The 26,153-nt window shown below is 62.8% G+C and carries 28 protein-coding genes and 1 tRNA gene; 21 read left to right on the plus strand and 8 right to left on the minus strand.

Annotated elements, in window-relative coordinates; genetic code table 11:
- Positions 1-177: 177 nt before the first annotated feature.
- From cobM to RCH06_RS03930, 18 genes are all read left to right on the plus strand, one after another.
- Entirely contained in the window at positions 178-1,002 is an 825-nt protein-coding gene (cobM, locus tag RCH06_RS03845) for a precorrin-4 C(11)-methyltransferase (RefSeq protein WP_327080099.1), read from the plus strand.
- Positions 999-2,000, plus strand: a complete 1,002-nt coding sequence (locus tag RCH06_RS03850; protein WP_327080100.1) for a sirohydrochlorin chelatase — start codon at positions 999-1,001, stop codon at positions 1,998-2,000. The genes cobM and RCH06_RS03850 overlap by 4 nt, the downstream gene beginning before the upstream one ends.
- Positions 1,997-2,683, plus strand: coding sequence for a precorrin-8X methylmutase (locus tag RCH06_RS03855; RefSeq protein ID WP_327080101.1), 687 nt, complete (start codon positions 1,997-1,999; stop codon positions 2,681-2,683). Before RCH06_RS03850 ends, RCH06_RS03855 begins: the two co-directional genes overlap by 4 nt.
- Positions 2,680-3,777, plus strand: coding sequence for a cobalt-precorrin-5B (C(1))-methyltransferase (locus RCH06_RS03860; protein ID WP_327080102.1), 1,098 nt, complete (start codon positions 2,680-2,682; stop codon positions 3,775-3,777). The genes RCH06_RS03855 and RCH06_RS03860 overlap by 4 nt, the downstream gene beginning before the upstream one ends.
- Positions 3,774-5,111: a precorrin-6y C5,15-methyltransferase (decarboxylating) subunit CbiE gene (gene cbiE / locus RCH06_RS03865; RefSeq protein ID WP_327080103.1), complete on the plus strand. Its 1,338-nt coding sequence runs from the start codon at positions 3,774-3,776 to the stop codon at positions 5,109-5,111. Before RCH06_RS03860 ends, cbiE begins: the two co-directional genes overlap by 4 nt.
- Positions 5,104-5,919, plus strand: a complete 816-nt coding sequence (gene cobI / locus RCH06_RS03870) for a precorrin-2 C(20)-methyltransferase (protein ID WP_327080104.1) — start codon at positions 5,104-5,106, stop codon at positions 5,917-5,919. The genes cbiE and cobI overlap by 8 nt, the downstream gene beginning before the upstream one ends.
- Complete coding sequence (locus RCH06_RS03875) at positions 5,916-6,677, plus strand: cobalamin biosynthesis central domain-containing protein (protein WP_327080105.1); 762 nt, start codon at positions 5,916-5,918, stop codon at positions 6,675-6,677. Before cobI ends, RCH06_RS03875 begins: the two co-directional genes overlap by 4 nt.
- Positions 6,674-7,108, plus strand: a complete 435-nt coding sequence (locus tag RCH06_RS03880) for a cobalamin biosynthesis protein (protein ID WP_327080106.1) — start codon at positions 6,674-6,676, stop codon at positions 7,106-7,108. Before RCH06_RS03875 ends, RCH06_RS03880 begins: the two co-directional genes overlap by 4 nt.
- 35 nt (positions 7,109-7,143) lie before the next feature.
- Positions 7,144-7,344, plus strand: a complete 201-nt coding sequence (locus RCH06_RS03885) for a CbtB domain-containing protein (protein WP_327080107.1) — start codon at positions 7,144-7,146, stop codon at positions 7,342-7,344.
- 15 nt (positions 7,345-7,359) lie between these two features.
- Complete coding sequence (locus RCH06_RS03890) at positions 7,360-8,181, plus strand: CbtA family protein (protein WP_327080108.1); 822 nt, start codon at positions 7,360-7,362, stop codon at positions 8,179-8,181.
- Positions 8,178-9,173: a precorrin-3B C(17)-methyltransferase gene (cobJ, locus tag RCH06_RS03895; protein ID WP_327080109.1), complete on the plus strand. Its 996-nt coding sequence runs from the start codon at positions 8,178-8,180 to the stop codon at positions 9,171-9,173. The genes RCH06_RS03890 and cobJ overlap by 4 nt, the downstream gene beginning before the upstream one ends.
- Complete coding sequence (locus tag RCH06_RS03900; protein WP_327080110.1) at positions 9,170-9,520, plus strand: (2Fe-2S) ferredoxin domain-containing protein; 351 nt, start codon at positions 9,170-9,172, stop codon at positions 9,518-9,520. Before cobJ ends, RCH06_RS03900 begins: the two co-directional genes overlap by 4 nt.
- On the plus strand, positions 9,510-10,289 hold the full coding sequence (gene cobA / locus RCH06_RS03905) for a uroporphyrinogen-III C-methyltransferase (RefSeq protein WP_327080111.1): 780 nt from the start codon (positions 9,510-9,512) through the stop codon (positions 10,287-10,289). Before RCH06_RS03900 ends, cobA begins: the two co-directional genes overlap by 11 nt.
- Positions 10,280-10,861, plus strand: a complete 582-nt coding sequence (gene cobO / locus RCH06_RS03910; RefSeq protein WP_327080112.1) for a cob(I)yrinic acid a,c-diamide adenosyltransferase — start codon at positions 10,280-10,282, stop codon at positions 10,859-10,861. The genes cobA and cobO overlap by 10 nt, the downstream gene beginning before the upstream one ends.
- Positions 10,824-11,585: a 5,6-dimethylbenzimidazole synthase gene (gene bluB / locus RCH06_RS03915; protein ID WP_442799588.1), complete on the plus strand. Its 762-nt coding sequence runs from the start codon at positions 10,824-10,826 to the stop codon at positions 11,583-11,585. The genes cobO and bluB overlap by 38 nt, the downstream gene beginning before the upstream one ends.
- A gap of 97 nt (positions 11,586-11,682) precedes the next feature.
- A complete protein-coding gene (gene cbiB, locus RCH06_RS03920) occupies positions 11,683-12,633 on the plus strand; it encodes an adenosylcobinamide-phosphate synthase CbiB (RefSeq protein ID WP_442799589.1) in 951 nt (316 codons plus the stop codon).
- A complete protein-coding gene (locus tag RCH06_RS03925; protein WP_327080114.1) occupies positions 12,624-13,730 on the plus strand; it encodes an aminotransferase class I/II-fold pyridoxal phosphate-dependent enzyme in 1,107 nt (368 codons plus the stop codon). Before cbiB ends, RCH06_RS03925 begins: the two co-directional genes overlap by 10 nt.
- A 15-nt stretch (positions 13,731-13,745) precedes the next feature.
- A complete protein-coding gene (locus RCH06_RS03930; RefSeq protein WP_327080115.1) occupies positions 13,746-15,221 on the plus strand; it encodes a cobyric acid synthase in 1,476 nt (491 codons plus the stop codon).
- A 16-nt stretch (positions 15,222-15,237) separates the two neighbouring features.
- Here RCH06_RS03930 and RCH06_RS03935 read toward each other — a convergent pair whose 3' ends face one another.
- The 6 genes from RCH06_RS03935 to RCH06_RS03960 all read right to left on the minus strand — a co-directional run bounded on the left by RCH06_RS03935 (position 15,238) and on the right by RCH06_RS03960 (position 19,012).
- Complete coding sequence (locus RCH06_RS03935) at positions 15,238-15,666, minus strand: hypothetical protein (protein ID WP_327080116.1); 429 nt, start codon at positions 15,664-15,666, stop codon at positions 15,238-15,240.
- A 233-nt stretch (positions 15,667-15,899) separates the two neighbouring features.
- Positions 15,900-15,975 (minus strand) — tRNA-Lys (locus tag RCH06_RS03940).
- Between the two features lie 73 nt (positions 15,976-16,048).
- Positions 16,049-16,915 (minus strand): tRNA threonylcarbamoyladenosine dehydratase, encoded by an 867-nt coding sequence (locus tag RCH06_RS03945; RefSeq protein WP_442799590.1) that lies wholly within the window; start codon positions 16,913-16,915, stop codon positions 16,049-16,051.
- Between the two features lie 167 nt (positions 16,916-17,082).
- Positions 17,083-17,409 (minus strand): chaperone modulator CbpM, encoded by a 327-nt coding sequence (locus tag RCH06_RS03950; RefSeq protein WP_327080118.1) that lies wholly within the window; start codon positions 17,407-17,409, stop codon positions 17,083-17,085.
- Between the two features lie 2 nt (positions 17,410-17,411).
- The gene (locus RCH06_RS03955; protein ID WP_327080119.1) at positions 17,412-18,395 is read right to left on the minus strand and encodes a DnaJ C-terminal domain-containing protein; all 984 of its coding nucleotides are present in this window, start codon (positions 18,393-18,395) and stop codon (positions 17,412-17,414) included.
- Between the two features lie 122 nt (positions 18,396-18,517).
- Entirely contained in the window at positions 18,518-19,012 is a 495-nt protein-coding gene (locus tag RCH06_RS03960; protein WP_327080120.1) for a CreA family protein, read from the minus strand.
- Between the two features lie 90 nt (positions 19,013-19,102).
- Between RCH06_RS03960 and RCH06_RS03965 the strand changes: the two genes are divergently transcribed.
- Positions 19,103-20,527: a coniferyl aldehyde dehydrogenase gene (locus RCH06_RS03965; protein WP_327080121.1), complete on the plus strand. Its 1,425-nt coding sequence runs from the start codon at positions 19,103-19,105 to the stop codon at positions 20,525-20,527.
- A gap of 265 nt (positions 20,528-20,792) precedes the next feature.
- Here the strand turns inward: RCH06_RS03965 and RCH06_RS03970 are convergent, their stop codons facing one another.
- Together RCH06_RS03970 and RCH06_RS03975 are read right to left on the minus strand one after the other, a co-directional pair.
- Entirely contained in the window at positions 20,793-21,209 is a 417-nt protein-coding gene (locus RCH06_RS03970) for a DUF1810 domain-containing protein (RefSeq protein WP_327080122.1), read from the minus strand.
- Positions 21,210-21,247: 38 nt separating this feature from the next.
- The gene (locus RCH06_RS03975) at positions 21,248-22,099 is read right to left on the minus strand and encodes an AraC family transcriptional regulator (protein WP_327080123.1); all 852 of its coding nucleotides are present in this window, start codon (positions 22,097-22,099) and stop codon (positions 21,248-21,250) included.
- Between the two features lie 175 nt (positions 22,100-22,274).
- Here RCH06_RS03975 and RCH06_RS03980 point away from each other — a divergent pair, with 175 nt between their 5' ends.
- On the plus strand, positions 22,275-23,516 hold the full coding sequence (locus tag RCH06_RS03980) for an MFS transporter (protein ID WP_327080124.1): 1,242 nt from the start codon (positions 22,275-22,277) through the stop codon (positions 23,514-23,516).
- Positions 23,517-23,682: 166 nt separating this feature from the next.
- Complete coding sequence (locus tag RCH06_RS03985) at positions 23,683-26,151, plus strand: DUF3772 domain-containing protein (protein ID WP_327080125.1); 2,469 nt, start codon at positions 23,683-23,685, stop codon at positions 26,149-26,151.
- Positions 26,152-26,153 lie beyond the last annotated feature (2 nt).

Genomic DNA, 26,153 nt, shown 5'->3' on the forward strand with positions numbered 1-26,153 from the left:
AGCAGGCGACAGTCCACAGCGGTTTCGGGCATTTTTTGCACGGCGTCCGCTGCTCTTGCGGCTTCGCCTTCTTCCTCTTTTTCTCCCTCCCATCGCTTGATCACACCCATTTAATCTGTCGCGCGATGGGCGTGGAGGAGACGATATGTTGAGGCAACGCTTTTCAGCGTCGGGGTCATGAGCGGCGGCACTGTCTGGTTTGTGGGCGCAGGGCCGGGTGACCCGGAACTCATCACCGTGAAGGGCAGGGCGCTGGTCGAGCGCGCAGGTGCCATCTTGTTTGCCGGCTCCCTGGTCAGTGAAGCCGCCACGCGCTGGGCACCGGCGGGTTGCGTGATTGCCGACAGCAAGGACATGACGCTGGAGCAGATGTCGGCCTGGCTGATCCTGCAGGCCGGGCGCTGCCAGACCGTGGTGCGCCTGCAAACCGGCGACCCGGGGCTGTATGGCGCGCTGATCGAGCTGGTGCAGCCGCTGGACGCGGCCGGCGTGCCGATTGCCGTGGTGCCCGGCGTGTCGTCGGCCATGGCCTCTGCCGCAGCGGCAGTCGAAAGCCTGACATTGCCCGAAGTCACCCAGACCGTGATTTTTACCCGTGTGGAAGGGCGCACGCCGATGCCCGAGGGCGAATCGCTCGAAGCGCTGGCAGCGCACCACAGCACGCTGTGCATTTTCCTCAGCATCACGCTGATGGGGCGTGTCACGGCGGCGCTGACAGCCGCCGGCTGGTCGCCCGATGCGCCGGTGGTGGTGGTTCACAAGGCCAGCTGGCCGGAAGAACAAAAAATCGTTCGGGGCACCGTAGCCACCATTCAGGGCCTGTGCCGCGACGCCAAAATCGTCAGCCAGTCAATGATCATCGCCAGCCCGACACTGGGCGCGCGGCACTGGCAAACACTCGCCAAATCCAAACTGTACGACGCCAGCTTCACGCACAAATTCCGGCGCGCCAGCACCGGCCCGGCAACCGACACATCCCAAAACCTCCCGGAGACAACATGACAGCAGACACCATTCTTTTGGTGGGCCACGGCTCGCGCGAAAAATCAGGCAACGACGAGATTGAAGCGTTTGCAGAGCAGTGGCGGGCCCGCCAGCCGGGCTGGCGCATCGAGATTTGCTTCATCGAGTTTTCTGAAATCACCATGAGCGAAGGCCTGCGCCGCGCCGCCAGCGGCTCGCAGCGTGTGATGGTGGTGCCGCTGATCTTGAATGCCGCCGGCCACGTCAAGATGGATATTCCGCAGGCCATCGACGGCGCGCGGTTGAAGTTTCCAGGGGTGCAGTTTTTGTACGCACCGCACCTGACGGCGTGCGATCACATCCTGTCGATTGTCAAACGCCGCCTGAAAGGCGCGATGAAAGCGCTGGACATGCCAGATCCCACGACCACCGGCGTGGTGATGCTGGGGCGCGGCTCGTCAGACCGCCAGGCCAACGGCGAGATGGCCAAGATGGCGCGCTGGCTGATGGAAGAAACCGACCACCCGCTGATCGACTTGGCCTTTACCGGCATCACCTGGCCACGTCTTGAAAAGGCCGTGCAGCGGCAAAGCCTGCTGGGCATGACGCAAGTGGTGGTGCTGCCGTATTACCTGTTCAATGGCACGCTGGTCGAGCGAATCACCCGGCAGGTCGACAACCTGAAAGCCCAGTACCCGACCATCCGGTTCACTTCAACTGACTACTTCGGTTTTGAGCGGGAAATCTTCGAGCTGCTGGAAGAACGGGTGAATGACTTGAAAAGTGGCGTCACCGCGTCACGCATGCCGTGCGACGGTTGCAAATACCGCGAGTTCGGGGTCGCAAACGGCATGGGGGGCCACCACCACGACGACGCCATTGCGCACAACCACGACCATGATCACGCGCACGACCATGCGCATCCCCCTGTCCAGGCCACCATTCAAATTCATGCGCACCCGCATCCACACCCGCATCCACACCCTCATGCGCATGCGCATGACCACGCCCATCCGCACGAAGTGGCCCACCCATGAACCATGCCAACATCGTCACCGAGCAGCTCACGGCTGCAGGCCGGGCCATTGAGCATGACTCCTTTGCGGTGATTGACCGTGAAGTGGCATCGCACGGCTACACGCCGGACCAGTGGCCCATCGTGCGCCGCATGATCCACGCGAATGCCGACTTTGACTTCAACGGCATGACCGACTTTCATCCGCAGGCGGTTGCAGCCGGCGTGGCAGCCGTGCTGTCACACCGCACACGCGTGGTGGCCGATGTGGAGATGATTTGCGTTGGCCTGTCGGCACCGCGCCTGGGCCACTTTGGCATGGCCACGCACCAGTTCATCTCGGACGCTGATGTGATTGAGACCGCCAAGGCCGAAGGCACGACCCGCGCTGTGCAGGCCATGCGCAAGGCGCACCGGCTGGGCTTGATCGATGGCGCCATCGTGGGCATCGGCAATGCGCCCACGGCCTTGATCGAGCTGGTGCGGCTGATTCATGACGAGGGCGCGCGCCCCGCGCTGGTGGTCGGCATGCCGGTGGGATTTGTCTCGGCGGCAGAATCGAAAGACCTGATGGCGCTGGAAAACGCGGTGCCGTGGGTCGTGATTCGGGGTCGCAAGGGCGGCTCGACGCTTGTGGTGGCGGCCATCCATGCCTTGCTCGGTCTGGCCGAAGCGCAAGAAGTGCTGCAGAAAGTGTCTGCATGATGGAAAAAAACGCGCCACGCGGCACACGCACCGGGTTCACCACCGGCGCGTGTTCGGCGGCGGCGGCGCGTGCGGCCACGCTGGGGCTGCTGACCGGTCAGGTGCCCCAGCGCATTGAATGCCTTTTGCCCAATGGCGACCTGGTGACGTTTGACGTGCTGGACGGCGCGGTCAATGGCGACACGGCGCATGCTATGGTCATCAAGGACGCAGGCGACGACCCGGACTGCACCGACAAAGCGCACCTCACGGCCGATGTAACACTGCGCCGCGATCTGTCGGGGCAGGTGTTGCTGACCGGCGGGTTCGGCGTGGGCACGGTCACCATGCCCGGCCTGGGGCTGACGGTCGGCGGCCCGGCCATCAACCCGGTGCCGCGCCGCAACATCACGGCCAATGTGCAGGCTGCAGCCGGCGAATTGCTGGAAGAAACCGGGTTTGAAGTCTGCATTTCCGTGCCGCAAGGGCTGGAAATGGCCAAAAAAACACTGAATGCGCGGCTTGGCATTCTGGGTGGCATTTCCATTCTGGGCACCACCGGCATCGTCAAGCCGTACTCGACAGCCGCCTACCGCGCCAGCGTGGTGCAGGGCGTGCAGGTGGCGGGCACGCTCGGCCACGGCGTGGTGGTGCTGACCACTGGCGGGCGCACCGAAAAATTCGTGATGACCGAAATGCCGCACCTGCCCGAACCGGCTTTTGTGCAGATGGGCGACTTTTTGCGCTACGCCATTAGCGCGGCGGTGAAAGCCGGTTTGAAGCAGGTGGTGATTGGCGGCATGGTCGGCAAGCTGACCAAGATAGCCCAGGGCGAAACCATCACCCACGCCGGCCGGGCCGAGGTCGACACCGGCTTGCTGGCCGACATTGCGGCCAGCCTGGGTGCAGCGCCCGACGTGTGCGATGCGATTCGGCAAAACGAAACCGCGCGTTATGCCGGTGAACGCATGGACGCGCTGGGTTTAGGCCCAGCCTTTCACAAGGCGTTGGCGCAGCGCGTGATCCAGACCCTGCAAGCGCGTTACCCCGATAAATTCGATTTGAAAGTGCTGGTCTGCGACTTTGACGGTCGCAAGATAGCGGAGGCTCCTTGAATTCCGAAACCATAAACCTGATTGAAAAATGCCGGATCATCGGCGTGCTCGACGACGGCGTTGCCAGCCTGAGCCGCACCGCGCTGGCGCATCTGGCGCAAGCCCAATTGGTGATTGGCGGCACGCGCGCGCTGCAGCTGTTGTCCGCACAGATGGATCCGTCCGCCTTGCAGCGCGACCTGACAGGCGCGCTGTCGCAGGTTCCCGAGTGGATTCGCGCTGCCCAAAGCGAACACCAGCGCGTGGTGGTGCTGGCCACCGGCGATCCGCTGTGCCACGGCATTGCGGCCTACCTGGCGTCGCGCCTGTGCATCGAGGCGATTGAAGTGCTGCCGAATGTCTCGACATTGCAACTGGCCTGCGCCCGGCTGGGCCTGCCGTGGCAGGACATGAAGTTTTCATCGGTGCACAGCAAGGATGCGGGCGACTGGGTAGAGGGGTCAGAGCCAAGCCACGGCCTGTATGCGCTGCTGCGCGATATTCGCCAGAACGATCGCCTGGCCATCTTGACCAGTCCCACCAACACGCCGGACCGGATAGCCCGCATGCTGGTCACCGAAGGCCTGGCCGATGATTTCGAGATGGCGGTGGCCGAACGCCTGTGCCAGCCCGAGGAGCGGATTGTCAGCGGCATGCGCATCAGCGCTGCTGCGCAGATGCCGTTTGCTGATCCCAACGTGGTGCTGCTCTGGCGCACGTCTTTACGCCCCGAACCTGTTCTGCTGGGCCTGCCCGATGCCCGCTACCAGCAGCGCTACCCCGAAAAAGGTCTGCTCACCAAGCAAGAAGTGCGCGCGGTATCACTGGCCAGGATGCAATTGCGCGCCAGCAGCGTGGTGTGGGACATTGGCGCGGGTTCGGGCTCTGTGGGGCTGGAGGCAGCGCGGCTGTGCAGCCAGGGCCATGTCTACGCGATAGAGAAAAATATCGACGACGGCGTCAATGTGCGCGACAACCGCCGGGCGCTGGGCGTCAGCAACCACACGCTGGTGCATGGCAAGGCACCCGACGGCCTGCAGCACTGGCCCGACCCGGACGCCGTGTTCATTGGCGGCTCGGGCGGCGAACTGGCCGCGCTGATCGGCCTGATATTGCAGCGCTTGAGGCCCGAGGGTTGGCTGGTGATGAACTTCGTCACGCTGGAAAACCTGTCAACGGCGGTCGACACGCTCAAGTCGTTGGGCGTGGCCTGGGACGTGGTGCAACTGCAGGCCTCGCGCAGCAAGCCGATTTTGCACATGAACCGCATGGCGGCCGAAAATCCGGTGTGGCTGGTGTGCGCGCAAAAAGTCACCGTCGCCCAAGTGGCCGCCAAGGAGAAAAGCGATGAATGAACTGGACACCGCTGCCGTGCCCGCGCCGGGCCGCTTGTTTGGCGTGTCTCTGGGCCCCGGCGATCCGGGATTGATCACGCGCCGCGCCTGGGCCTTGCTGGAGCGCGCCGACGCGGTCTGGACCTATCCGGTGCGCAGCCTGCGCAAGGAAAGTTACGCGCTCGACATTGCATTGCGCGCCGGGCTGGCGCTGCCCGCGCAGCACCAGCCGCTGCTGTTCCCCATGACACACGATGTGGAAAAACTCGCCCGCCACTGGCTCAAGGCTGCCGAAACGGTCAAGGCGCTGTTGGCGACAGGCCAGGACGTGCTGTTTCTGGTCGAAGGCGACGCCTCTACCTACGCCAGCTTTTGCTACCTGGCCCGGGTGCTGCGCGAGCTTGATGCCGACGCGCGCATCGACATCGTTCCTGGCGTCACGTCCTTCAACGCGGCCTGCGCCCGGCTGCAGATGCCGCTGTCGGAGCAGGACGACACCATCGCCATCGTGCCCGCCGCCTACGGCATTGTCGCAGTTGAAAAAATGCTGGACGACTTCGACACGCTGGTGCTGATGAAGGTCAAGCCGCTGCTCGACGACCTGATCGACCTGCTGGCACGCCGGGGCTTGCTGGCGCACAGCCGCTTCATTGAAAAAGCCGGCTCGCCGGTCGAGCGGATTGTTCACGACGTGGCCGAACTGAAAGGCACGCAGGTCAATTACCTGTCGCTGCTGCTGGTCAAGAACCCGGGCCGTGTCCGCGGCGACATGCAGCGCGGCTGCCGCAAGAAAACAAGCACTGAAATCGAAGAGGAAAACCTAGCATGACCATGAACCCCTTGCCTGACAACGATGCCGCTTTGCGCGTCGTCCTGGTCGCTATCACCAAACACGGTGCGCAGCAAACCGCCGGGCTGGCGCGCCAGATGCCCGAGGCCAGCGTCTGCGTGGCCGAAAAATTCGCGCCGCTGATGGCTGGCTTGCCCAATCCGGTACGCGCCTACAGCGGTGCTTTCCGCGACGAAATCGCCACGCTGTTCACCGATTTTGACCAGGTCGTTTTCTTTGTCTCGCTGGGCGCAGTGGTCCGGCTGATTGCGCCGCACCTCAAAACCAAGGACGAAGACCCCGGTGTGCTGGTGGTCGATGACGCGGGGCAGTTCGTGATTCCGGTGCTGTCGGGCCATGTGGGGGGCGCCAACGCCATGGCCGAGCAGGTGGCCGGGTTGCTCGGCGCGACTGCGGTGCTGACCACGGCTTCTGACGTGGGCAAGACCATTCCGGTCGATATTCTCGGCCGCGAACTGGGCTGGAAGGTCGAAGCGCCCAAGATCAACATCACCCGCGTTTCGGCCCATGTCGTCAACGGCGAGCCGGTGGCCGTGGTGCAGGAAGCCGGCAGCCCGAACTGGTGGACCCGGCCCACGCCACTGCCGCCCAGCATTCACAAATTCGAGCGTTTTGAAGACGTTGACCTGAACCATTTCAAGGCGGTGCTGTGGATCACCCATGCGCCAGTGACTGCTGAACGCTGGCAACAGCTCAACGAACGGCTGGTGGTGTACCGCCCGCCGCAAGCCGCATGAGCGCTGAGGCCGTCAGCATCGCCGTCGGTCTGGGCTGCGACCGTGGCACGCCGCTGGCAACGCTGCAGCAAGCGCTCGACGAGGCGCTGGCGCTGGCGGGCGCACATCTGTCCGACGTGGCAGCCGCTGCCAGCATTGACCTCAAGGCTGACGAGCCGGGGCTGCTGGCCCTGGCCGCGCGGCACGGCTGGACGCTGACCTTCTACACCCCCGCGCAGCTGGCCGCCGTGCCGGTGCCCAACCCGTCCGAGACGGTGCGCAAATACACCGGCAGCCCGTCAGTCAGCGAAGCGGCTGCCTTGCTGGCCGGGTCGGCGGCAGGGCAGACGCTTCCCGTCACCGCATTGCTGCTGGAAAAGCACAAGTGCCGGGGTGCCGACGGACGCAACGCCACGGTGTCACTGGCCCGTTGCCATCGTTTTTCTGTGTGAATTTTTTAGTTTTTTAACCCGAAATGGAGCAACCCATGAATACATCTTCCACCTCTGCCTCTTCTGATTCTTCTGTTTTGTTGCCTGCCAGCGCAACCCGCAGCCTGTTGCTGCAACTTGCCGCTGGTTCCGCTCTGGGGCTGGTCGTGCTGTATGGCGTGGCTTTTGCCGAAAGCCCACTGGCGCACAACGCCGCGCATGACGTGCGCCACGTCACCGTCAAGCCTTGCCACTGAACCAGGGAATCAACCATGATTTTTCAACGATTGATCTGGGCCTCGCTGATGGCCGCAGTGCTGGTTGGCAGTGTCCAGTCGGGTGTGCAGCAATGGCAGGCGGTGCCGATTATTCATGCCGCCGAAATGTACGAGGGGCAAAAGGCCGAAGCACCGGCCGCGCCGGTGGCGGCCTTGCCGCACGCACATGCTGAAGGCGTCGCGCCAGCCCATGCGCACGGTGCTGCTGAAGAATGGGCGCCGGCCAATGGCATTGAGCGCAATGCATGGACCTGGGTAGCCAACGTCCTGCATGCCTTCAGCATGGCGCTGCTGGTGTTTGCCGTCATGGGTGTCTGCCTATGGCGCGGCACGGCAATGCGTTCTTTGCCGCTGGCTTTGCTGGTGGCCGCTGCAGGCTGGCTCAGTTTCCATTTCTGGCCATCGCTCGGCTTGCATGCCGAGATTCCCGGCATGGACGCAGCCCGCCTGGGCTCGCGCCAGGGCTGGTGGGTGCTGGCGGCAGGCAGCGCTGCGCTGGCGTGTGTTTCTCTGGCTGGCCTGCGCGGTCCATGGCGTTGGGCAGCCGTGGCGGCATGGCTGGCCTTGCCTTTTGTCGTGGGTGCGCCGCACATCACCGCTGACCCGCTGGGCGGTTTTAGCGGCGAGGCACAGGCGCAATTGCGCGAGCTTGGCACGCAGTTCATCTGGGCTACCACTTGGCTGTCGCTGTCGTTCTGGGTGTCGATGGGACTGGTGTGCGGCGCGGCGTTCCAGCGCTGGCTGCGTCCGGTGATGAAGGCAACGTTTGAACGCGCCAAGCCGCGTGCATCCGCCGGCAAGGCGGTGAACCCATGATCTGCCCGCAAGGAAAAATCATGCTGGTGGGCATTGGCCCCGGCAGCCACGACCACATGACACACCGCGCGCGCGCGGCCATTGCCGAGGCTGACGTGGTGGTGGGTTATGTCACCTATATCAAGCTGGTGGCTGATTTGCTGGAAGGCAAAGAGGTCGTGCGCAAGGGCATGACCGAAGAACTCGACCGCGCCGTGCATGCGCTGGCCAGCGCCCGCGAAGGCAAAAAAGTGGCGCTGATTTCTTCCGGCGATGCTGGCGTGTACGGCATGGCAGGGCCCACCTACGAGGTGCTGTTTCAGGCCGGCTGGACGCCTGAGTCCGACGTGGAGGTCGAAGTCGTGCCGGGCGCATCGGCCATCAACGCCTGCGCGGCGCTGGTGGGTGCGCCGCTCACGCATGACTTTTGCTCCATCTCATTGTCCGACCTGCTCACGCCCTGGCCGGTGATTGCCCGCCGCCTGGACGCGGTAGCCGCCGCTGACTTTGTGGTGGCCTTGTACAACCCCAAGAGCGGTCGGCGTACCCAGCAAATCGTGGAAGCGCAGCGACTGTTCCTTCGGCACCGCAGGCCAGACACGCCGGTGGCGGTGGTCAAGTCAGCGTATCGCCGCCGCGAGCGCATTGAGTTCACCACGCTGGACAAAATGTCCGACTGCGACATCGGCATGCTGACGACGGTGTTGATTGGCAACAGCAACACCTTTATCCGTCATGGCCTGATGGTCACACCACGCGGCTACGCCAACAAATACGAGCTGCATGGTGACGGCAGTACCCGCCAGGGCGAAAGGCCTGGCCGCTCGCTGTCCACTGGCTTGCTGGGCTGGATGGAAAACCTGAAGGCTGACCATGCCGAGGGCGAAAGCATTGCGGCGCTGGCGCTGCTGCACAAACTGCCGGCGGACTATATCGAGGCCGTGCTGTTAACGCAGACAGAAGAAGTGGCGGTCAAGGAAGAAGCGGCCAGCGTCGAGGAATCGGAAACATGAGCGACGTAGTCAAGCCAAAAATCGGCCACTACAAACGTCACCTGCTGGTCTGCACCGGGTCGCGCTGCACCCAGGACGGCGCTTCCCAGCAACTGTTCGACAGTCTGGGCGACAAGTTCAAGGCGGCCGGGCTGAACGAGGGTGAGATGCGCGTCAAGCGCAGCCGGGTGAGCTGCTTTGCCGCTTGCAAGGGCGGGCCGGTCATGTGTGTGCAGCCTGATGGCGTGTGGTACTACAACGTCACCCCGGCCAACATGGACCGCATCATCGATCAGCATCTGGTCGGCGGCCAGCCTGTGGCCGATCTGGTGTTTCACCAGGGACCGGATGGCTGCGATGCACGCTGAAACCCTGCAGCCGTCCGGCCAGGGGTTTGTCTCCATCGTAGGTGCCGGGCCCGGCCCGGTCGATCTGATGACCCTGCGGGCGCGTGACCGGCTTCAGCGCGCCGAGGTGGTGATGTATGACCGCCTGATCACGCCCGAGGTGCTGGCCTTGATCCCCGAGTCTGCAGAGCGCGTGTATGTGGGCAAGGCGCTGGGAAATCATTCCGTGCCGCAAACCGGCATTCATGCGCTGCTGGTTCAGCATGCGCGCAGGGGGCGGCGAGTGGTTCGGCTCAAGGGCGGTGACCCCTATGTGTTCGGGCGCGGCGGCGAAGAGGTGCAGGCCTTGCAGGCGGCAGGCATTGCCTTTGAGGTGGTGCCGGGCGTGACGGCTGCCAGCGCCTGTTCGGCAGCGGCGGGTATTCCCTTGACCCACCGCGACCTGGCGGCGAGCTGTGTTTTCTTGCCCGGCCACCTGGCCGACGACAACGCGACACACGACTGGACAGCCTTGGCAAAGACCGGCCAAACGCGCGTTTTTTACATGGGCCTGCAGCGCCTGCCGCAGATCGCCCAGCAGTTGATTGCACACGGCCTGGCGCCCGACACCCCTGCCGCCATCGTGCGCGATGGCGCGCGCGCCACCCAGACCGTGATGGCTACCGGGTTGCGCGACCTGGTTGCGCGTGCGATAGGGTATGGCCCTCAGCCCGGCTTGCTTATCATTGGCGAGACGGTACAACTCAGCCCTGATTTCCACCCTTCTGCACAGCGAGCCCCATGCAAATAGAAACCCCACCGTCAGACAAGCCCTATGAAAAACCCGAAGGTGAACGCCGGGGCCTGCTGATCGTCAACACCGGCGACGGCAAGGGCAAAAGCACCGCCGCCTTTGGCTTGGCGCTCCGCGCTCACGGCCGCCACCATGTACACGGCAAAACCGTCAAGATTTTCCAGTTCATGAAGGTGCCCAGCGCCCGCTTTGGCGAACACCGCATGTTCGAGCAGCTCGGCATTCCGATTGAAGGGCTGGGCGACGGTTTCAGCTGGAAAAGCCAGGACCTGGCGCATTCGGCCCAGCTGGCGCGCAACGGCTGGGGAAAAGCCAAGGCAGAAATCATGAGCGGCGAGAACTTCATGGTCGTGCTCGACGAGCTGACCTATCCGCTGATTTACGGCTGGATGCCGCTGGACGACGTGCTGCTGACGCTGCAAAACCGGCCCAACGACGTGCATGTGGTCATCACCGGCAGGCGCTGCCCGCCCGAGATCATTGCGTTGGCCGATACCGTGACCGAAATGACCAAAATCAAGCATGCGTTCAATGCGGGCATTCCGGCCCAGCGCGGCATTGAAGACTGAGGGTGTGAACGCGCCTGCTGCTACCCCTCACGCCACCCACGCCTTCAGCCTGCCCGAGCGCGAGGCGGTCTACCGCGCCATTTACGAGCGGCGCGACATGCGCCATTTCAGCGGCGGCGCGGTGGCTGACGACCTGCTGCAGCGCCTGCTGTCGGCCGCGCACCATGCGCCCAGTGTCGGTTTCATGCAGCCGTGGCGCTTTATCCGGGTGCGCAGCCAGGCGCTGCGTGAAAGCATGCATGCGCTGGTCGAGCAGGAACGCGTGCTGACCGCACAGGCGCTGGGCGCGCGCGAAGACGAATTCATGGCGCTGAAAGTGCAGGGCGTGCTCGACGCCGCCGAGTTGCTGGTGGTGGCGCTGCCGCCGGGACGCGAAGCGCATGTGTTTGGCCGTCGCACCCTGCCCGAGATGGACTTGGCGTCTGCCGCCTGCGCGATTCAAAACCTCTGGCTGGCCGCCCGCGCCGAGGGGCTGGGCATGGGCTGGGTGTCGATTTTTTGCCCGGTGAAACTGGCAGAACTGCTGAAGATGCCCGAAGGCAGCAAGCCCATCGCCCTGTTGTGCCTGGGGCCAGTTCACGCCTTTTACGACCAGCCCATGCTGCAAGCCGAAAAATGGGCGCGCCGGGCTGCGCTGTCGGACATGGTGTTTGACGACGGCTGGGGTCAATTGGCAGCGCCTGCCGCCAGGGACGCAGCACAAGGCCAGGGCTCGGACGTCTGACATGCTGATGGTCGGGGTCGGTTTTTTCCCGTTTCTGAATCCCGGCGGCATGGCCGGATTGAGCACGTCCGCGCTGGCGCTGGTAGGGCTGACAGTCATGCTGCTGGCCTTGTGGATTGACCGCCGTTTTGGCGAGCCGCCGATGGCGATTCATCCGGTGGTCTGGATCGGCCATTACCTCAAGGCTTGCGGCCGCGTCAGCGTGGCTTGTCCGCCTGCGCTGGCGTTTGTCCTCGGCGCGCTGGCGTGGTGCATGGGCGCGGTGGGCGTTGCCGCGCTGGCCTGGGCGCTCCAGGCGTTGGCCTTCTGGCAGTTGGCCCGCTTCATCATGCAACCGGCGCTGGAAACCGGGCTGGCTGCCGCAGCGTTGTTCATTGCAATGGCCTGGCTCACCAAGTCCATGCTGTCCTGGCGCATGTTGCATGACGAAGCCGGCGCGGTTGAAACGGCCCTGCAGCAGTCGCTGGCCGCCGGACGCGCGCGCCTGTCGTGGCTGGTCAGCCGCGACACCGCGCCGCTGACAGCGGTGCAGGTGCGCGAAAGCGTCATCGAAACCCTCGCTGAAAACCTCAACGATTCGGTGGTGGCACCGATTTTCTGGTTCGTGCTGTTCGGCTTGCCAGGTGCGGCCGTTTACCGTTTCGCCAACACCGCCGATGCCATGTGGGGCTACCGGGGCACTTACAAAGGCCAGCACTGGGAATGGGCCGGCAAATGGGCGGCGCATGCCGACGATGTGCTGTCGTGGTTGCCGGCGCGGCTGACGGGCGGGCTGCTGATGGGCGTCACGGGCAACTTCTGGCCGGGGAAAATGCAACGCCAAGCAGCCAAAACCCCGTCGCCCAACAGCGGCTGGCCGATGGCGGCGATGGCGCTGGCGCTGGGTATCAGCGTCAGCAAGCCCGGCGTGTACACCCTGAATGCCACTGGACGCGCGCCGCAGGCCGGGGATGTGCTGATGGCGCAGAAATATGCATCAAAAGTGGTCTTTGTGCAGGCTGCATGGGCGCTAGCAGCTATGATTTTTATAGTAATTTCATGGATGTGACAAACGCCATGCCCTTGCAAGCCCCGCGCATTCATGGCGGCCCTGACCGCTTCGGCGCGGCGCTGCACGATTTTTCAACCAACAGCAACGCCTGCGCGCCGTGCCCAATGGCACAAGCGGCCGTCCAGAAAGCCGATGCCAGCCAATACCCCGACGCCAGCTACAGCGCCTTGCGCCAGCAACTGGCTAATTTTCATGGCGTCGATCCGTACCGTGTGGTGCTGGCCGCCAGCGCCAGCGAATTTATTTTTCGCATTACCGCCCTGATTGCGCAAACGACGGGGCAGGGCGACACCGTCTGGCTGCCGCCGCACAGCTATGGCGACTATGCGCAGGCTGCCCACGCGCACAAGTTGGTGGTTGCCGCCGAACCTGCTGACGCGCAATTGCTCTGGGCCTGCGAGCCGTCCAGCCCACTCGGGCTTGCGCAAGCGGGACTGGACGAAATGGCCCACACGCTTGTCGCTTCGCCGCCCCTCGGAGGGGTTGAAATTGCGCAGGGCGGCCTTTCTCCGCGTTCGTTTGCTGGCCCTGACACTTTGTGTGTGCTGGACCGTGCCTACGAGCCGCTGCGGCTCAGCGGCGCGCCGACATTGACCACAGCGCAACTGCAAACCGTCTGGCAACTCTGGACGCCGAACAAGGCGCTGGGCCTGACCGGCGTGCGCGCCGCATATGCGATTGCGCCGATGCATGCCGAAGCAACCGTTGTCGCCCTCGACCAGCTCAGCCCGTCCTGGCCCGTTGGCGCGCATGGCGTCGCGCTGCTCCAAGCCTGGACGCGCCCCGATGTGCAAGCCTGGCTGGCCGAAAGCCTGGTCACGCTGCGCCACTGGAAAGCCCGGCAAATCGATGTGTGCGAGTCCCTGGGTTGGGTTTGCCTGCCCAGCGATGCCAATTTTTTCTGTGCAAAACCAGTATTGCCTCAAGGCCTGAGCTTGCAAGAAGCGCTGGCCCGATTGCGAACCCACAGTATCAAACTGCGCGACACCACCTCATTCGGCTTGCCCGGCCATGTACGCGTCAGCGTGCAGCCACCGGCGGCGCAAACTGCGCTGAAAATGGCGTGGACATCGCTAACCGCCATCAAAAATTGATCCACAAAGGCCCGCATGACCCCCGATAAATCGCCTTTGGCCCGCTGCGTCATGGTCCTCGGCACCACCAGCGGGGCCGGCAAAAGCTGGCTGACCACCGCGCTGTGCCGCTATTATGCCCGCCAGGGCTTGAAGGTTGCGCCCTACAAGGCGCAGAACATGAGCAACAACGCCCGCGTGGTGGCGGGTGGCGAGATCGGCAGCGCGCAGTATTTCCAGGCGCTGGCAGCCCGTGCCACGCCCGAGGTGCGCATGAACCCGTTGCTGCTCAAGCCTGAAAAAGACACGCAAAGCCAGGTGGTGTTGATGGGGCAGGTGAATCCTGAACTTTCACGCATGGAGTGGCGCGGCCGCAGCCTGTCGGTCTGGCCGGTGGTGGCGCAGGCGCTGGACGATTTGCGGGCTGAAAACGATGTGGTGGTGATTGAGGGCGCGGGCTCGCCGGCCGAAATCAACCTCAAGTCGAGCGACATCGTCAACATGCGCGTGGCGCTGCACGCCAACGCCGCTTGCCTGCTGGTCACCGACATCGACCGGGGCGGCGCGTTTGCCCATCTGTACGGCACCTGGGCGATGCTCGATGACGCCGAGAAAAAACGGATCAAAGGCTTTGTGCTGAACAAGTTCCGGGGCGATGCCAGCCTGCTCGCGCCCGGCCCGCAGATGCTGCAGGACCTGACCGGCGTGCCGGCGGTGGCCACCTTGCCGATGTGGTGGCAGCACGGCCTGCCTGAAGAAGACGGCGTGTTTGACGACCGCAGCACGGCTGCTGGCAAGGTCACCAAGACCGTCGCCGTAATTGCCTATCCGCGCATCAGCAACCTGGACGAATTTCAGCCGCTGAAGAATGTTCCCGGTGTGCGCCTGAAATGGGTGCGCAGCCCGTCCGAGCTGGCCGGTTTGGACGCCGATGACTGGATCATCCTGCCCGGCTCCAAGGCCACCAGCGCCGACCTGGCCTGGCTGCGCGCGCAGGGGCTGGACCAGGCGATTGCCGCTCATGCCCACCGGGGCGGCGCAGTGCTGGGCATTTGCGGCGGCCTGCAGATGCTGGGTGAAGCGCTGATCGACCCGCACGGCATCGACGGCAACGGCCCCGGCTTGGGATTGCTGCCAGTGGTCACGCTGTTTGACGAAACCAAGACGGTGCGGCATCGGCACGCCAGGTTCGCGCCGGTGCGTGGGATGTGGGCTGCTTTGTCAGGCGTGGAAGTGCAGGGCTATGAAATCCACCACGGCCAGACTGCGCCGCATACCGCGATGGCGGCTGCGGGCGACATTGCGCATCCGGTCATGTCCGACGGTCTGGGCTGGCAAAACGGTGCGGGCAATGTGCTGGGCCTGTACCTGCACGGGATGTTTGAAGACCCGCGCGTGTTGCAGGCGCTGTTTGGTGCTGCCACGCCGACGCTGGAATCGGTGTTTGACGGGCTGGCCGATTACATCGGGCAGCATTTCGAGCCTGGCGTGCTGCAGTCGCTGATTGCCTGAGATGGGCTGAAAAGCCTTATTTCAATTCTCGTTTCAAAGGCCCAAAGCAGGCCTTGAGCGACTCTTCCTTGCAGACAATCAGCTGGTCTTTTTTAGGGCTTAACTGAATGAATCGTGTCACCGGCTCGCCGGATACCTCATGCACATCGCCTGCGCAGTCGGCTTTGCCATTGGTTTCGGTGACGATTTCAATGACTCTGTAAAAACCAAGCAAGCTGGGGACGGGAGTGACTTCGTAACGGCTTTTTGCGACTTCTTCGCCGCTGGTGCTTGCGCGCGTCCCATTGGCCAAGTAGCGCAGGGTTTCCGTGCATTGTTTGCCAGGCAGCGCCCAAGACCAGTTTGCGATCAGTGGGTGCTTTGCAGGGGACTGCGGTGCGGGCGGGGCAGCTTGTGCAGAAACAAGGCTACCCAGCAAGATGGCTGAAAAGATGGATTTATTCATTTCAAATAACTTTGGAGTGCGGGAGTGAGTCGGGCGAATGCGTTTCCTTATACACAACTACTCGCACAACCTCATCCAAGGGAAATTTGAAGAAAAACGATGGGCTCAGCAGCGACTGAATTTGAAACGATCTGTTTTGTCGACCAGAGGCGCAAGCCGTAGCCGGACTAAAAATTAAAAAGCCCCACGCTACTGGTTTAGTAATGTGGGGCTAGTGCCTATGGGCTTAGAACTGGTGGGACGTGCGGGGGTCGAACCCACGACAAACGGATTAAAAGTCCGCTGCTCTACCAACTGAGCTAACGTCCCGAGAATTTCTTCTTGGTTGCACTGTGTCGTATGCAGTGCAGCCTCAAATTATAACGTTACTTTTACTGCGCTTTCAAAAAATACCTGCAATTTTATTCAGGGCCCAACTTGCAGCGCACATTCCAAATGTGGAGGTAACGCAAACGATAGAACCATAGCCGTGGCAATTGAGCGTTCCATCTGTCTGGACAAGCGGGATAGTCTGCTCCGTGAGGGTGGCTTCAGCACTATCGATCTGCTGATTCAATGCGCTTTGCGCGTTGGGCTTCAGGACTTCTTCACGACTGAAAACACACATGACGCCCATCTTTCCCACGCGAGCGGCCCCATGTTCCTTGCGCAAGCGATAGCGCATCTGCGCAAGCAACGGATCGTGCGTGACCTGTGACAGGTCATCAATGTCAACGCGATGCGCCAGCCGCTTTCCACCTGCCGCACCAACACTGATCAAACTTACTTTGTTCTTGATGGCCCATGCCGCCATCGCCGATTTGGCTTTTACCTGATCGCATGCATCAATAACGACAAATTCTTGCCTGTCAAATAGCGCGTCAAGCGAAAGCAGGGCGGGCCAATTTTCGGCATCTACAAATTCCTCAATGCAGTCCACCTGGCAATGCGGATTGATCTGCGCAATTCGTTCCCGCATCGCCTGAACTTTGGATTGGCCCACCGTGCTGCCCAGAGCATGAACCTGACGATTGATGTTGGATTCCGCAATATGGTCGAGATCGATCAATGTCAGGCGCGCCACACCGCTGCGCGAAGCCGCCTCGGCCGCCCATGAACCCACACCGCCCAGGCCCACCACCACAATGTGCGCAGCACGAATCCGCTGCGCACCTTCCGGGCCGTACAGGCGCGCAAGCGACCCGAAACGGCGTTCCATATCAGGGTCGGCAGTGCCGGAGGTGTGTGAGGGCGTAACGGTTACAGACATATCCATCAGCTGATTTTAAATCCAGCAGTTCATCGCCTTGTCGGCCGCATCACAATTGCGTGCCACATCTTTTATGCGGCTTGATGGTGTTCTGAGGGTTCAAGTCCTGTGTGGCATGAGATCAACCGGTCAATCAGCGAATCAGTCAGAATTCATCCCCGCAAGGTTCAGTATCGGGCGGACTCCAGCCTTTGCAGCCGCGCCCGCAGGTTGTCGAGTTCATCAAGCAGTTCCAGCGCCAGCGCCGCGCCGGCAAGGTTCACGCCCAAGTCGTTTTCCAGCCGCAGTGCCACGCGTGCGCGGTGCAGATGCACGCCGGTAAAGCGCCAGTAATCGGGCTTTTCACCCGCCGGGGCCAGCACGCCTTCGTGGACCAGTTCAATAATCCGGTCGGCATCTGCGGCACAGGCTCGGCACAGGTCGTCAAGGTTCAGACCAGTCTGGTCTTCAAGAATAAAGCCGGTGATATAGGTGGCGGTGTTGTCCTGTGTCATGACTAGCCTTCCAGTTTGGCGCGCGGGTTGAAGGATTTGAACTGGCTGGCCATGCTTTCGTAAAACGCTTTGGCGCTGTCCGTGTCGGCCGTGGGCACCACAATTTGCAGCACAAAATAAAAGTCGCCCGGCGTGACGCCCGGCAGCCCGCGTCCTTTGAGCCGCAGTTTGCGGCCCGTGGCTGAACCCGCCGGAACCTTGACTTCAACCCGCCCGCTTGGTGTGGGTGCTTCTACCTCGGCCCCCAGCGCAGCCTCCCAAGGCGCGATGGGCAAGTCCATGTACACATCGTGTTTGTCCACCCGGTAGCGCTGATGTGGCTTGAATTCCACGTCCAGGTACAGGTCACCTGGCGCGCCTTGGCCGACGCCCGGCGAGCCCTGGCCCGCCAGCCGAATGTGCTGCCCGGCGCGGATGCCTTTGGGAACGGTGAAGGTGATCTGGTGCTCACGCGGGATGACGTGACCCTGGTCGCTCATCTCGGGAACGCGCAGGCTGATGGTGCGGGTGACGCCGCTGTACGAGTCTTCCAGATCGATCTGGATCTTGGCGTGGCGGTCTTCTCCCGGTGCGCTAAAGCTCGGACGGCGGCCTGTGCTTCTCGCGCCGCCACCTGCCCCCGCGCTGCCAAAACCCTGGCGGAACAGCGTTTCAAAAAAGTCGCTGTGGTCACCCGCGTCGCCGTTATTGAATTGCCACTGCGCGCCTTGCCCGGCACGTTCGGCGCCTGCGTTCCATTCGGGCGGAGGGCGGAATTCCTGGCCTTCTTTCCAGTTGGCGCCCAGCTGGTCGTAGGCCGCGCGTTTTTCCGGGTCTTTCAGGACTTCGTAGGCTTCGCCAAGCTCCTTGAAGCGGGCTTCGGCGTCTTTTTCCTTGCTGACATCGGGATGGTATTTGCGCGACAGCTTGCGGTAGGCCTGCTTGATGTCGTCGGGCTTCGCTTCGCGCGGCACGCCCATGATGGTGTAGTAGTCCTTGAATTCCATGAAAGCCTTTCAATACGAAATGCATGTCTGAATGCAGGGTAGCGCAAATTGCTGCCGCCTTCACTGCGTTGAATCAACGGCCAATGCAGCGCTTGTCTGCTGCCGCGCCGCTGGTTAATAGACTATTTCACCGGAATGACAGTTCCCGCAGGCACCGGCACCGCCGTCACGCTGTTTTGCGGCGAACCCTCGACCAGTCGGTCTGAATAGGTCAGGTAGACCAGCGTATTGCGTTTGGCATCGACCATGCGCACCACGCGCAACCGCTTGAAAACCAGCGAAATGCGTTCGCTGAACATTTCTTCCTGTTTGTCCAGCGGTTTGCCGCCAAAGCTGATGACGCCGGTCTGGCGGCAGGCAATCGAGGCGTCCGACTTGTCCTCGGCCAGGCCGAAAGCGCCCTTGATGCCGCCGGTCTTGGCGCGCGACACGTAGCAAGTTACGCCCGTGACTTTCGGGTCGTCATAGGCATCGACCACGATTTTGTGGTCAGGGCCGATGAACTTGAAGACGGTATCGACCGCGCCAACTTCTTCGGCGCTGGACAGGCCGCAGCCGCTTAAAAGAAGGGCGGCGGCCACGGCATAGGGCCTGAACGGGTGGTGTGATGGGTGCATGTAAATCCTGAAAGTGGGGGTGGGTAACTGCGTGCGGCGGCTGGAGCCAAGCCTCTAATGTACAAACCCGTGCGCCCCTATCATCGCGCGATGATTTCCATCCCACCGCCTTCTCGCCTGCAATCCCTTTTTGACGCCCAGCACCGCGCCAGCCGTGCGCAGGCCGAAGTTTCGCTGGCCGTGCGCCGCGAGCGGCTGCTGAAAATCCGCACGCTGCTGGACACGCATGGCGCGGCGCTGGCGCAGGCCGTGCAGGCCGATTTTGGCGTGCGTTCGCCACAGTTGACCGAAATTGCCGATCTGTTTGTGTTGCGCACGCTGATTTCCAGCACGCTGAAAAACTTGCCTAGGTGGATGAAGCCGGTCAAGGTCAGTACGCCGCTGTACCTATTGCCGGCCCATGCTTGTCTGCAGCGCCAGCCCTTGGGCGTGGTGGGCGTGATTTCGCCGTGGAACTATCCGGTGCAACTGGCGCTCGGGCCGGTCATTACGGCGCTGGCCGCCGGCAACCGCGTGATGCTCAAGCCCAGCGAGCTGACGCCGCAAACGTCAGCCTTGCTGGCCGCGCTGATCGGCCAGGCCTTTGCGCCTGACGAGGTGTGCGTGGTGCAGGGCGATGGCGCTGTCGCCGCCGAATTTTCCAGCCTGCCGTTTGACCACCTGTTTTTTACCGGCTCAACCGCCGTGGGCCGCAAGGTGGCCGAGGCGGCCGCCGCCAACCTGACGCCCACCACGCTGGAGCTGGGCGGCAAATCGCCGTGCATTGTTGATGCGTCGTGCGACCTGGAACAGGCCGCCATCAAGATTGCCCACGGCAAGCTGCTCAACGCCGGCCAGACCTGCATTGCGCCTGACTATGTGTTGCTGCCCCGGGGCCGTGAAGCTGCATTTGGCGAGGCTTTTGCGCGCGCGGTGGCGACGCTGTTTCCCACGATTGCAGGCAACCCCGATTACGCCGCCATCATCAGCCCGCGCCACCATGAACGCCTGCAGGCGCTGCTGGCACAGGCGCAAGACGAAGGTGCACGGCTGCAGGTCATCAATCCCGGCGCGGCCACCGCTGGCAATGCGTCGCGGCAAATGGCGCCGGTGCTGGTGTTTGGTCTGGCGCCCGGTGCGCGGCTGCTGCAAGAAGAAATCTTTGGCCCCATCTTGCCGGTGCTGGCGTATGACAAGCTGGACGAAGCGATCAGCTTCATCAACGCCAGGCCCCGACCGCTGGCGCTGTACTGGTTTGGCCTTGACAGCGCCGCACGCGACCAGGTGCTGGCGCGCACGGTCAGCGGCGGCGTGACGGTGAACGACACGCTGATGCACATTGCGCATCCGAACCTGCCTTTTGGCGGCGTGGGCGAAAGTGGGTGGGGCGCGTACCACGGCGAAACCGGCTTTTTGCGCCTGACGCAGCAAAAGCCGGTGCTGTTCCAGTCCCGCTGGGCGCGGGGGGACTTGTTTTATCCGCCGTATGGAAAACGGTTTGACCAAGTGATGGGGCTAATCAAGCGCCTGCTTTGAGGCGCGGCGCAGGCTTTGCGCTAGGCGCGCTCTGTTATTGATAGCTGGTTGCGCATGCACTGCGTGCGCTAGAGGCGGTTTTTATGCTGAAAACAGGGTGGTTGCGGTTCTTTTTAAGGGTGCACAGCGGTTTGCGCACCGTCAAGCGTCTCATCGGGGCCAAAAAATTGCTGATTTTTAAGCCAAATAAGCCGTATGCGCAATGTGGACGGGCGCAGCCAGCTATTTAATAGATAGCAAAAATGCCTGTTTGCAGAGCGCCCATTTAAAGCAAGGCGAGGGTGGCGGCATCCAGCGTTCCGCCAAAGTATTTGCCAAGCGCTGCATTCCACACGGGCAGATCGGGCCGTGTGGCCTGAAAAAGCGTCATGCACGAGTGAAACTTGCGTTCATCAGTCGCCCCAAGAATGTCCAGCGCGGTCTTGCCGTTGGCGGCCAGCATCAGCCCCGTGCATTCCAGCAGCCGCTTGCCCAGCAAGGGATGCGCCAGGTAAGCCAGCGCTTCAGCCTGCGAGGCGATGCCGTAGTACTTCGCCATAGCGCTGCGGCCTAGCGCAACGTGCTGAGGGAAGATGAACCACATCCAATGGCTCGTTTTCTTGCCGGCGCGCAGTTCGTCCAGTACGTCTGCATAGACCGGCGCTTGGCCCTCTACAAAGCGTTGCAGGTTAAAAGTGTTCATGGGGTTTCTCTGGTTGATGCGGGCGATAGCGCGATTGGCTACAGCCCGTTTTTGTTCTGGAAATAGCTGGGCGGCTGGCCCATGGCGGCCTTGAACATGGCGGAAAACGCGCTGTCGCTGGCGTAGCCGCTGGCGGCGGCCACTTCGCTTATCGGCAGGCCGCGCGTCAGCAAGGGCAGGGCATGGGCCAGGATGGCCTGCTGGCGCCACTGCTGGTAGCGCATGCCGAGTTCGTCCCTGAATAAGCGTGCCACGGTGCGCTCGCTGGCACCAATACTGGCCGCCCATTCGGACAAGGTGGCGCGCTCGGCAGGGGCGCGCAGCACGGCCTGGCACAAGGCGCGCAGGCGTTTGTCGCCGGTTTGCGGATGGGGCAGGGGAACGCCCAGCGCCTGCGTGTCGGCATGCGTGATTTCGTCCAGTATCAGCGCGCTGAGCCAGCTTTCGCGCGCCGGGCTGAGCGGCTGGCCGGCCGATGCGTCAAGCGACTGCACCAGTTCGCGGAGCAGCGGCGCGACCATGATCACGCGGCAACCCTGCCAGCCTGTGGGCGTGGCGCTGATGTCCAGGTAGAGCGTTCTGAATTCGGCGTCTTCCAGCACGGTGATGTGATGCCGCGCGCCGGGCGCAATCCACACGGCGCGGGTGGGCGGCACGATGTAGGTGATTTCGTCGGTTTTGCAGCGCTCGGTGGCGCTGTGACTGGCCGTGACCTGCAGCAAGCCGCTGGCGCAACACGCCAGTTGGGCCCAGGCGTGCGAATGCGGCTCAAAATGCACATCCGCCGGCATGGCGCGCGCCCGCACCCGTACCGGACGCTCCGGCGTGGGCGTGAAGCCGTCGGTGTCGCCTACCGGTATGCGCTGAAGTCGGCTGTGGGGTTGAAGCATGGGCGTGGGCGGGCCGTTTTGTGGGGCGTTGTGCGGGATCGACTGCGGATGCAAAGCGGGCGTTTTATAGCCGGATTTGGGCGCTGCGGGGCAGGGCGACTTATTTGTCTGAAATTCGCTGAAACATGGCTTTTTGTCGCCATTCAGAATCCGGCGCCAATACTACGATAGCGCCATGAATACTTCAAGCACCCTGAACAAGCCTGCCAGCGCCGTTCCCCTGCGCAACGACGCCAGCGTGATTGGCCTGGTCGGTCTGGCCCACCTGATCAGCCATTTCAGCCAGTTGCTGCTGGCGCCGCTGTTCCCGTGGCTCAAGGATGCGTTCCTGGTCAGCTATGCCGAGCTGGGTTTTTTGATGACGATTTTTTTCGTCGTGTCGTGTGCGGTGCAGGCGCTGTCGGGTTTTGTGGTGGACCGGTTTGGCCCGCGACCGATTCTTTTTGGCGGTCTGGCTTTGCTGGGTGTTGCGGCGTTGGGGTATTCGGTCAGCACCAGTTACTGGATGCTGGCGGGTTTTGCGGTGGTCGGCGGTCTGGGCAACGGGGTGTTTCATCCGGCGGACTACACGCTGCTGAACCGCAAGGTCAGCCCGTCCCGTCTGGGCCATGCCTACAGCGTGCACGGTATCACCGGCAGTCTGGGCTGGGCGCTGGCACCGGCGCTGATGGTCGGGCTGACGTTTGCGTTTTCCTGGCGCGTGGCACTGGCGGTTGCGGGTGGGCTGGCCTTTGCCGTGCTGGCCGTGTTGCTGGTCAACCGCGACAAACTGGCGCTGAAAGTGGTAGTGCCCGCCAAAGATGCACCGGCGGGTGAAAGTCTGCTGGGGTTCCTGAAGATTCCGGCGGTGTGGATGTGCTTTACCTTTTTCTTCTGGTTTGCGATGGTGCTGAGCGTGGTGCAGGCGTTTGCGCCTGAGGCGGCGCGCCATCTGCACGATGTGCCGCTGTCGCTGGCGGCGATGTGCCTGACGATCTACATGCTGTGCAGCGCGGGCGGCATGCTGTTGGGCGGTTTTCTGGCCGCAGACCCCAGCCGCTGCGAGCGGGTGGTGGCGGCCGGCATGGGGCTGGCGGCAGGGGTTGCCCTGTTGCTGGCGCTGGGAACGCTGGCGGCCTGGATGGTGCCGGTGCTGTTTGGCGTGATGGGTTTTGGCGCGGGCATTGCCGGGCCTTCGCGTGACTTGCTGGTCAAGCGCTCGACCCCTGAAAATGCGTCGGGCCGGGTGTATGGCGTGGTGTATGCAGGGCTGGACATTGGCCAGGCTTTGTCGCCGCTGATCTTTGGCACCTTGATGGACCACGGTCAGTACCGGGGCATCTTGCTGGGGCTGGCATTGATTCAGGGCATATTGATTGCCAGCGCCTTCAATGTGCGGCGGGTGCGGCGCACGGTGCTGGTGCCGGCTACGGCCTGAATTGCTGGTCTTCTACGGTTTCAGCGCGTTTGTTTCCGGCCGAAGTCGTTCAGAAAAATCAGAACGCGCAGGCACTGCGCTGGGTGCGCAGCAATGGCGGAGCCGCATTTATGATGGCGGTTTTCACGAATCCAAATCTTATGTTGCTCCGTGCCCAGGTCATTTCATGAGCATTTTCTGGCTGCGCTGGCGCGCGTCGGCTATTCACCGGCTTGATTCTTTTCGCGCAACGCTGAACTGCGCCCGCAGCCTGCTGCTCGCGGGGCTTTTTCTGCTGGTCATGGTGGGCGCACAGGCACAACCCGAAAGCATTGACCCGTCACTGGACGCTGCGCGTGCGCAGATTGACAGTGCGCAAAAAGTCCTCGATAACCCGCCCAAAGACGTGTCCAGTCTGCCCGCCCTGCGCGTGCTGGTGCTCAACGCTGGCGCGCAGGCCGATGTGGCTGCGGCTGCGCTGGAGCCGCAACTGGCCAGTGTCCAGGCGCGGCTTGATGAACTGGGGCCGCTGGCAGCGGGACAAAAAGAAGTGGCCGATGTGGCGGCCTTGCGCGCAGAGCTGAACAAAGCCCGCGCCGTGCTGGACGCGCAGCTCAAACGCGCCAAGCTGCTGGCCGTGGAAAGCGATCAGACCGCCGGAAAAATTACCGCGCTGCGCCGCTCGGAGTTCCAGGCCCGGCTGGGCGAGCGCACCGCCTCTATTTTGAGCAGCCTGTTCTGGACTGATTTGCAACTGGAACTCCCCGGCGACCTGCTGCGTGCCAATCAGCGGCTTGAAGCGTTGCGCATTGCCGCGCTGGCCAGTGGCGTGCCGGTCTGGTCTGGCGTCGCGTTGACGCTGCTGCTTTTGGGGGGATTGCGCTGGTGGGGTGACCGTTTGCTGATGCGGCTGGCGACCACCCGCGTGCCGCCCGGACGGCTGCGCCGTTCGCTGCATGCCTGGACGCTGGCGTTGCTGCCGGCTGCCACGGCCGGTTTGGGCGCCGAAGTGCTGTATCAGGGCCTGGTCTGGACAAAGCCTTTGCCCGACTCGCTCGACACGCTGCTCGGTGGGCTGGTGGGCGTTATTTGTTTCGGGGGGTATGTCGCGGGTCTGGGGCATGCCTTGCTGCTGCCCAGGCGGCCTTCGTGGCGCTTGCTGCCGCTGCCGGACGTGCTGGCGCTCAAGCTGCGCTGGATGCCCGCCGTTCTGGCGTTGCTGACGGTGTTGACGTGGACGGTCACGCAGCTGACGTCGCACATCAACGCCAGTCTGGCCAGCACGGTGGCGCTGGACTGCATAGTGGCACTGGTCACGGGCCTGGCTTTGGGGCTGGGCTTGCTGCAAACCGACTACGTTCGCCGCCAGGCCTTGCGTGCGCCAGAACCTGCAGGCTGGCCGACCAGTCCGCTGTGGCTGACCGCTGTGGTCGGCCTGGGCTGGCTGGCTGTGGTGATCAGTCTGGTGGCGTTGCTGCTGGGTTATGTGGCGTTTGGCCGCTTCATGGTTCAGCAAATGGTCTGGATTGTGGTCGTGCTGGGCACGGCCTATTTGCTGGCAGTGCTGATTGACGACGGTTTCATGACGCTGCTGTGCCCAAAAGCCGGTGCGCCCGCTGCGATTGATGCGATTGATGCGATTGATGCGGCGGTGGGCAGCGTGCCGGGTCAGCCGGCGTCAACGCTTTTCAGGATTCGGCAACAGGCTGCGGTCTTGCTGTCGGGTGTGGGCCGTCTGCTGGTGGTGCTTTTCACGCTGATGCTGCTGCTGGCCCCGTTTGGCGAGGGGCCGATGGAGCTGATCCAGCGCGCAGACCAGTTGCATCAGGGCATTTCAATTGGCGAATTCCAGATTCGCCCGATGGCTGTCTTGCAGTCGTTGCTGGTCATGGTGTTGTCGCTGGCCGGTATTCGCATGATCAAGCGCTGGCTGACCGATCAGCTGCTTCCCACCACCTCGATGGATACCGGCATGCAGCTTTCGGTGGCAACGCTGTTCGGCTACACCGGCAACGTGCTGGCCGTGTCGATGGGAATGGCCGCCGTGGGCATCGGGCTGGAGCGCATTGCCTGGGTGGCCAGCGCCTTGTCGGTGGGTATCGGTTTTGGCTTGCAGGCCGTGGTGCAAAACTTTGTGTCGGGGCTGATTTTGCTGGCCGAGAGGCCCGTCAAGGTCGGCGACTGGGTGTCGCTGGGCGGTATTGAGGGCGACATCCGGCGCATCAATGTGCGCGCCACTGAAATCCAGATGAGCGACCGCTCGACCGTGATTGTTCCAAATTCGGAATTCATCACCAAGACGGTGCGCAACGTCACGCATGCCAATCCGATGGGGCTGGTGCAAATCAAGCTGCCCATGCCGCTGAGCACCGACCCCGATCAGGTGCGCAGCCTGATGCTGGAGGCGTTCTGGGCGCATGAAGACGTGCTCGACAATCCTGCGCCCAATGTGCAGCTCGACGGCATTGACAGCAACGGCATGCTGTTCAACGCCACGGGCTATGTGGCCACGCCGCGCATGGCTTACGGCGTGCGCAGTGCCTTGCTGTTCGATGTGCTCAAGCGGCTGCGGGAGGCCGACATTTCAATGGTCAAGGCGCCCACAATGTTGGTCAGGGAGACACATGAAAATTTGCCCCTGCCGCCTACCCAGTAAGC

This window comes from Polaromonas sp. CG_9.5 (assembly GCF_035984465.1).
GTDB lineage: Bacteria > Pseudomonadota > Gammaproteobacteria > Burkholderiales > Burkholderiaceae_C > Polaromonas.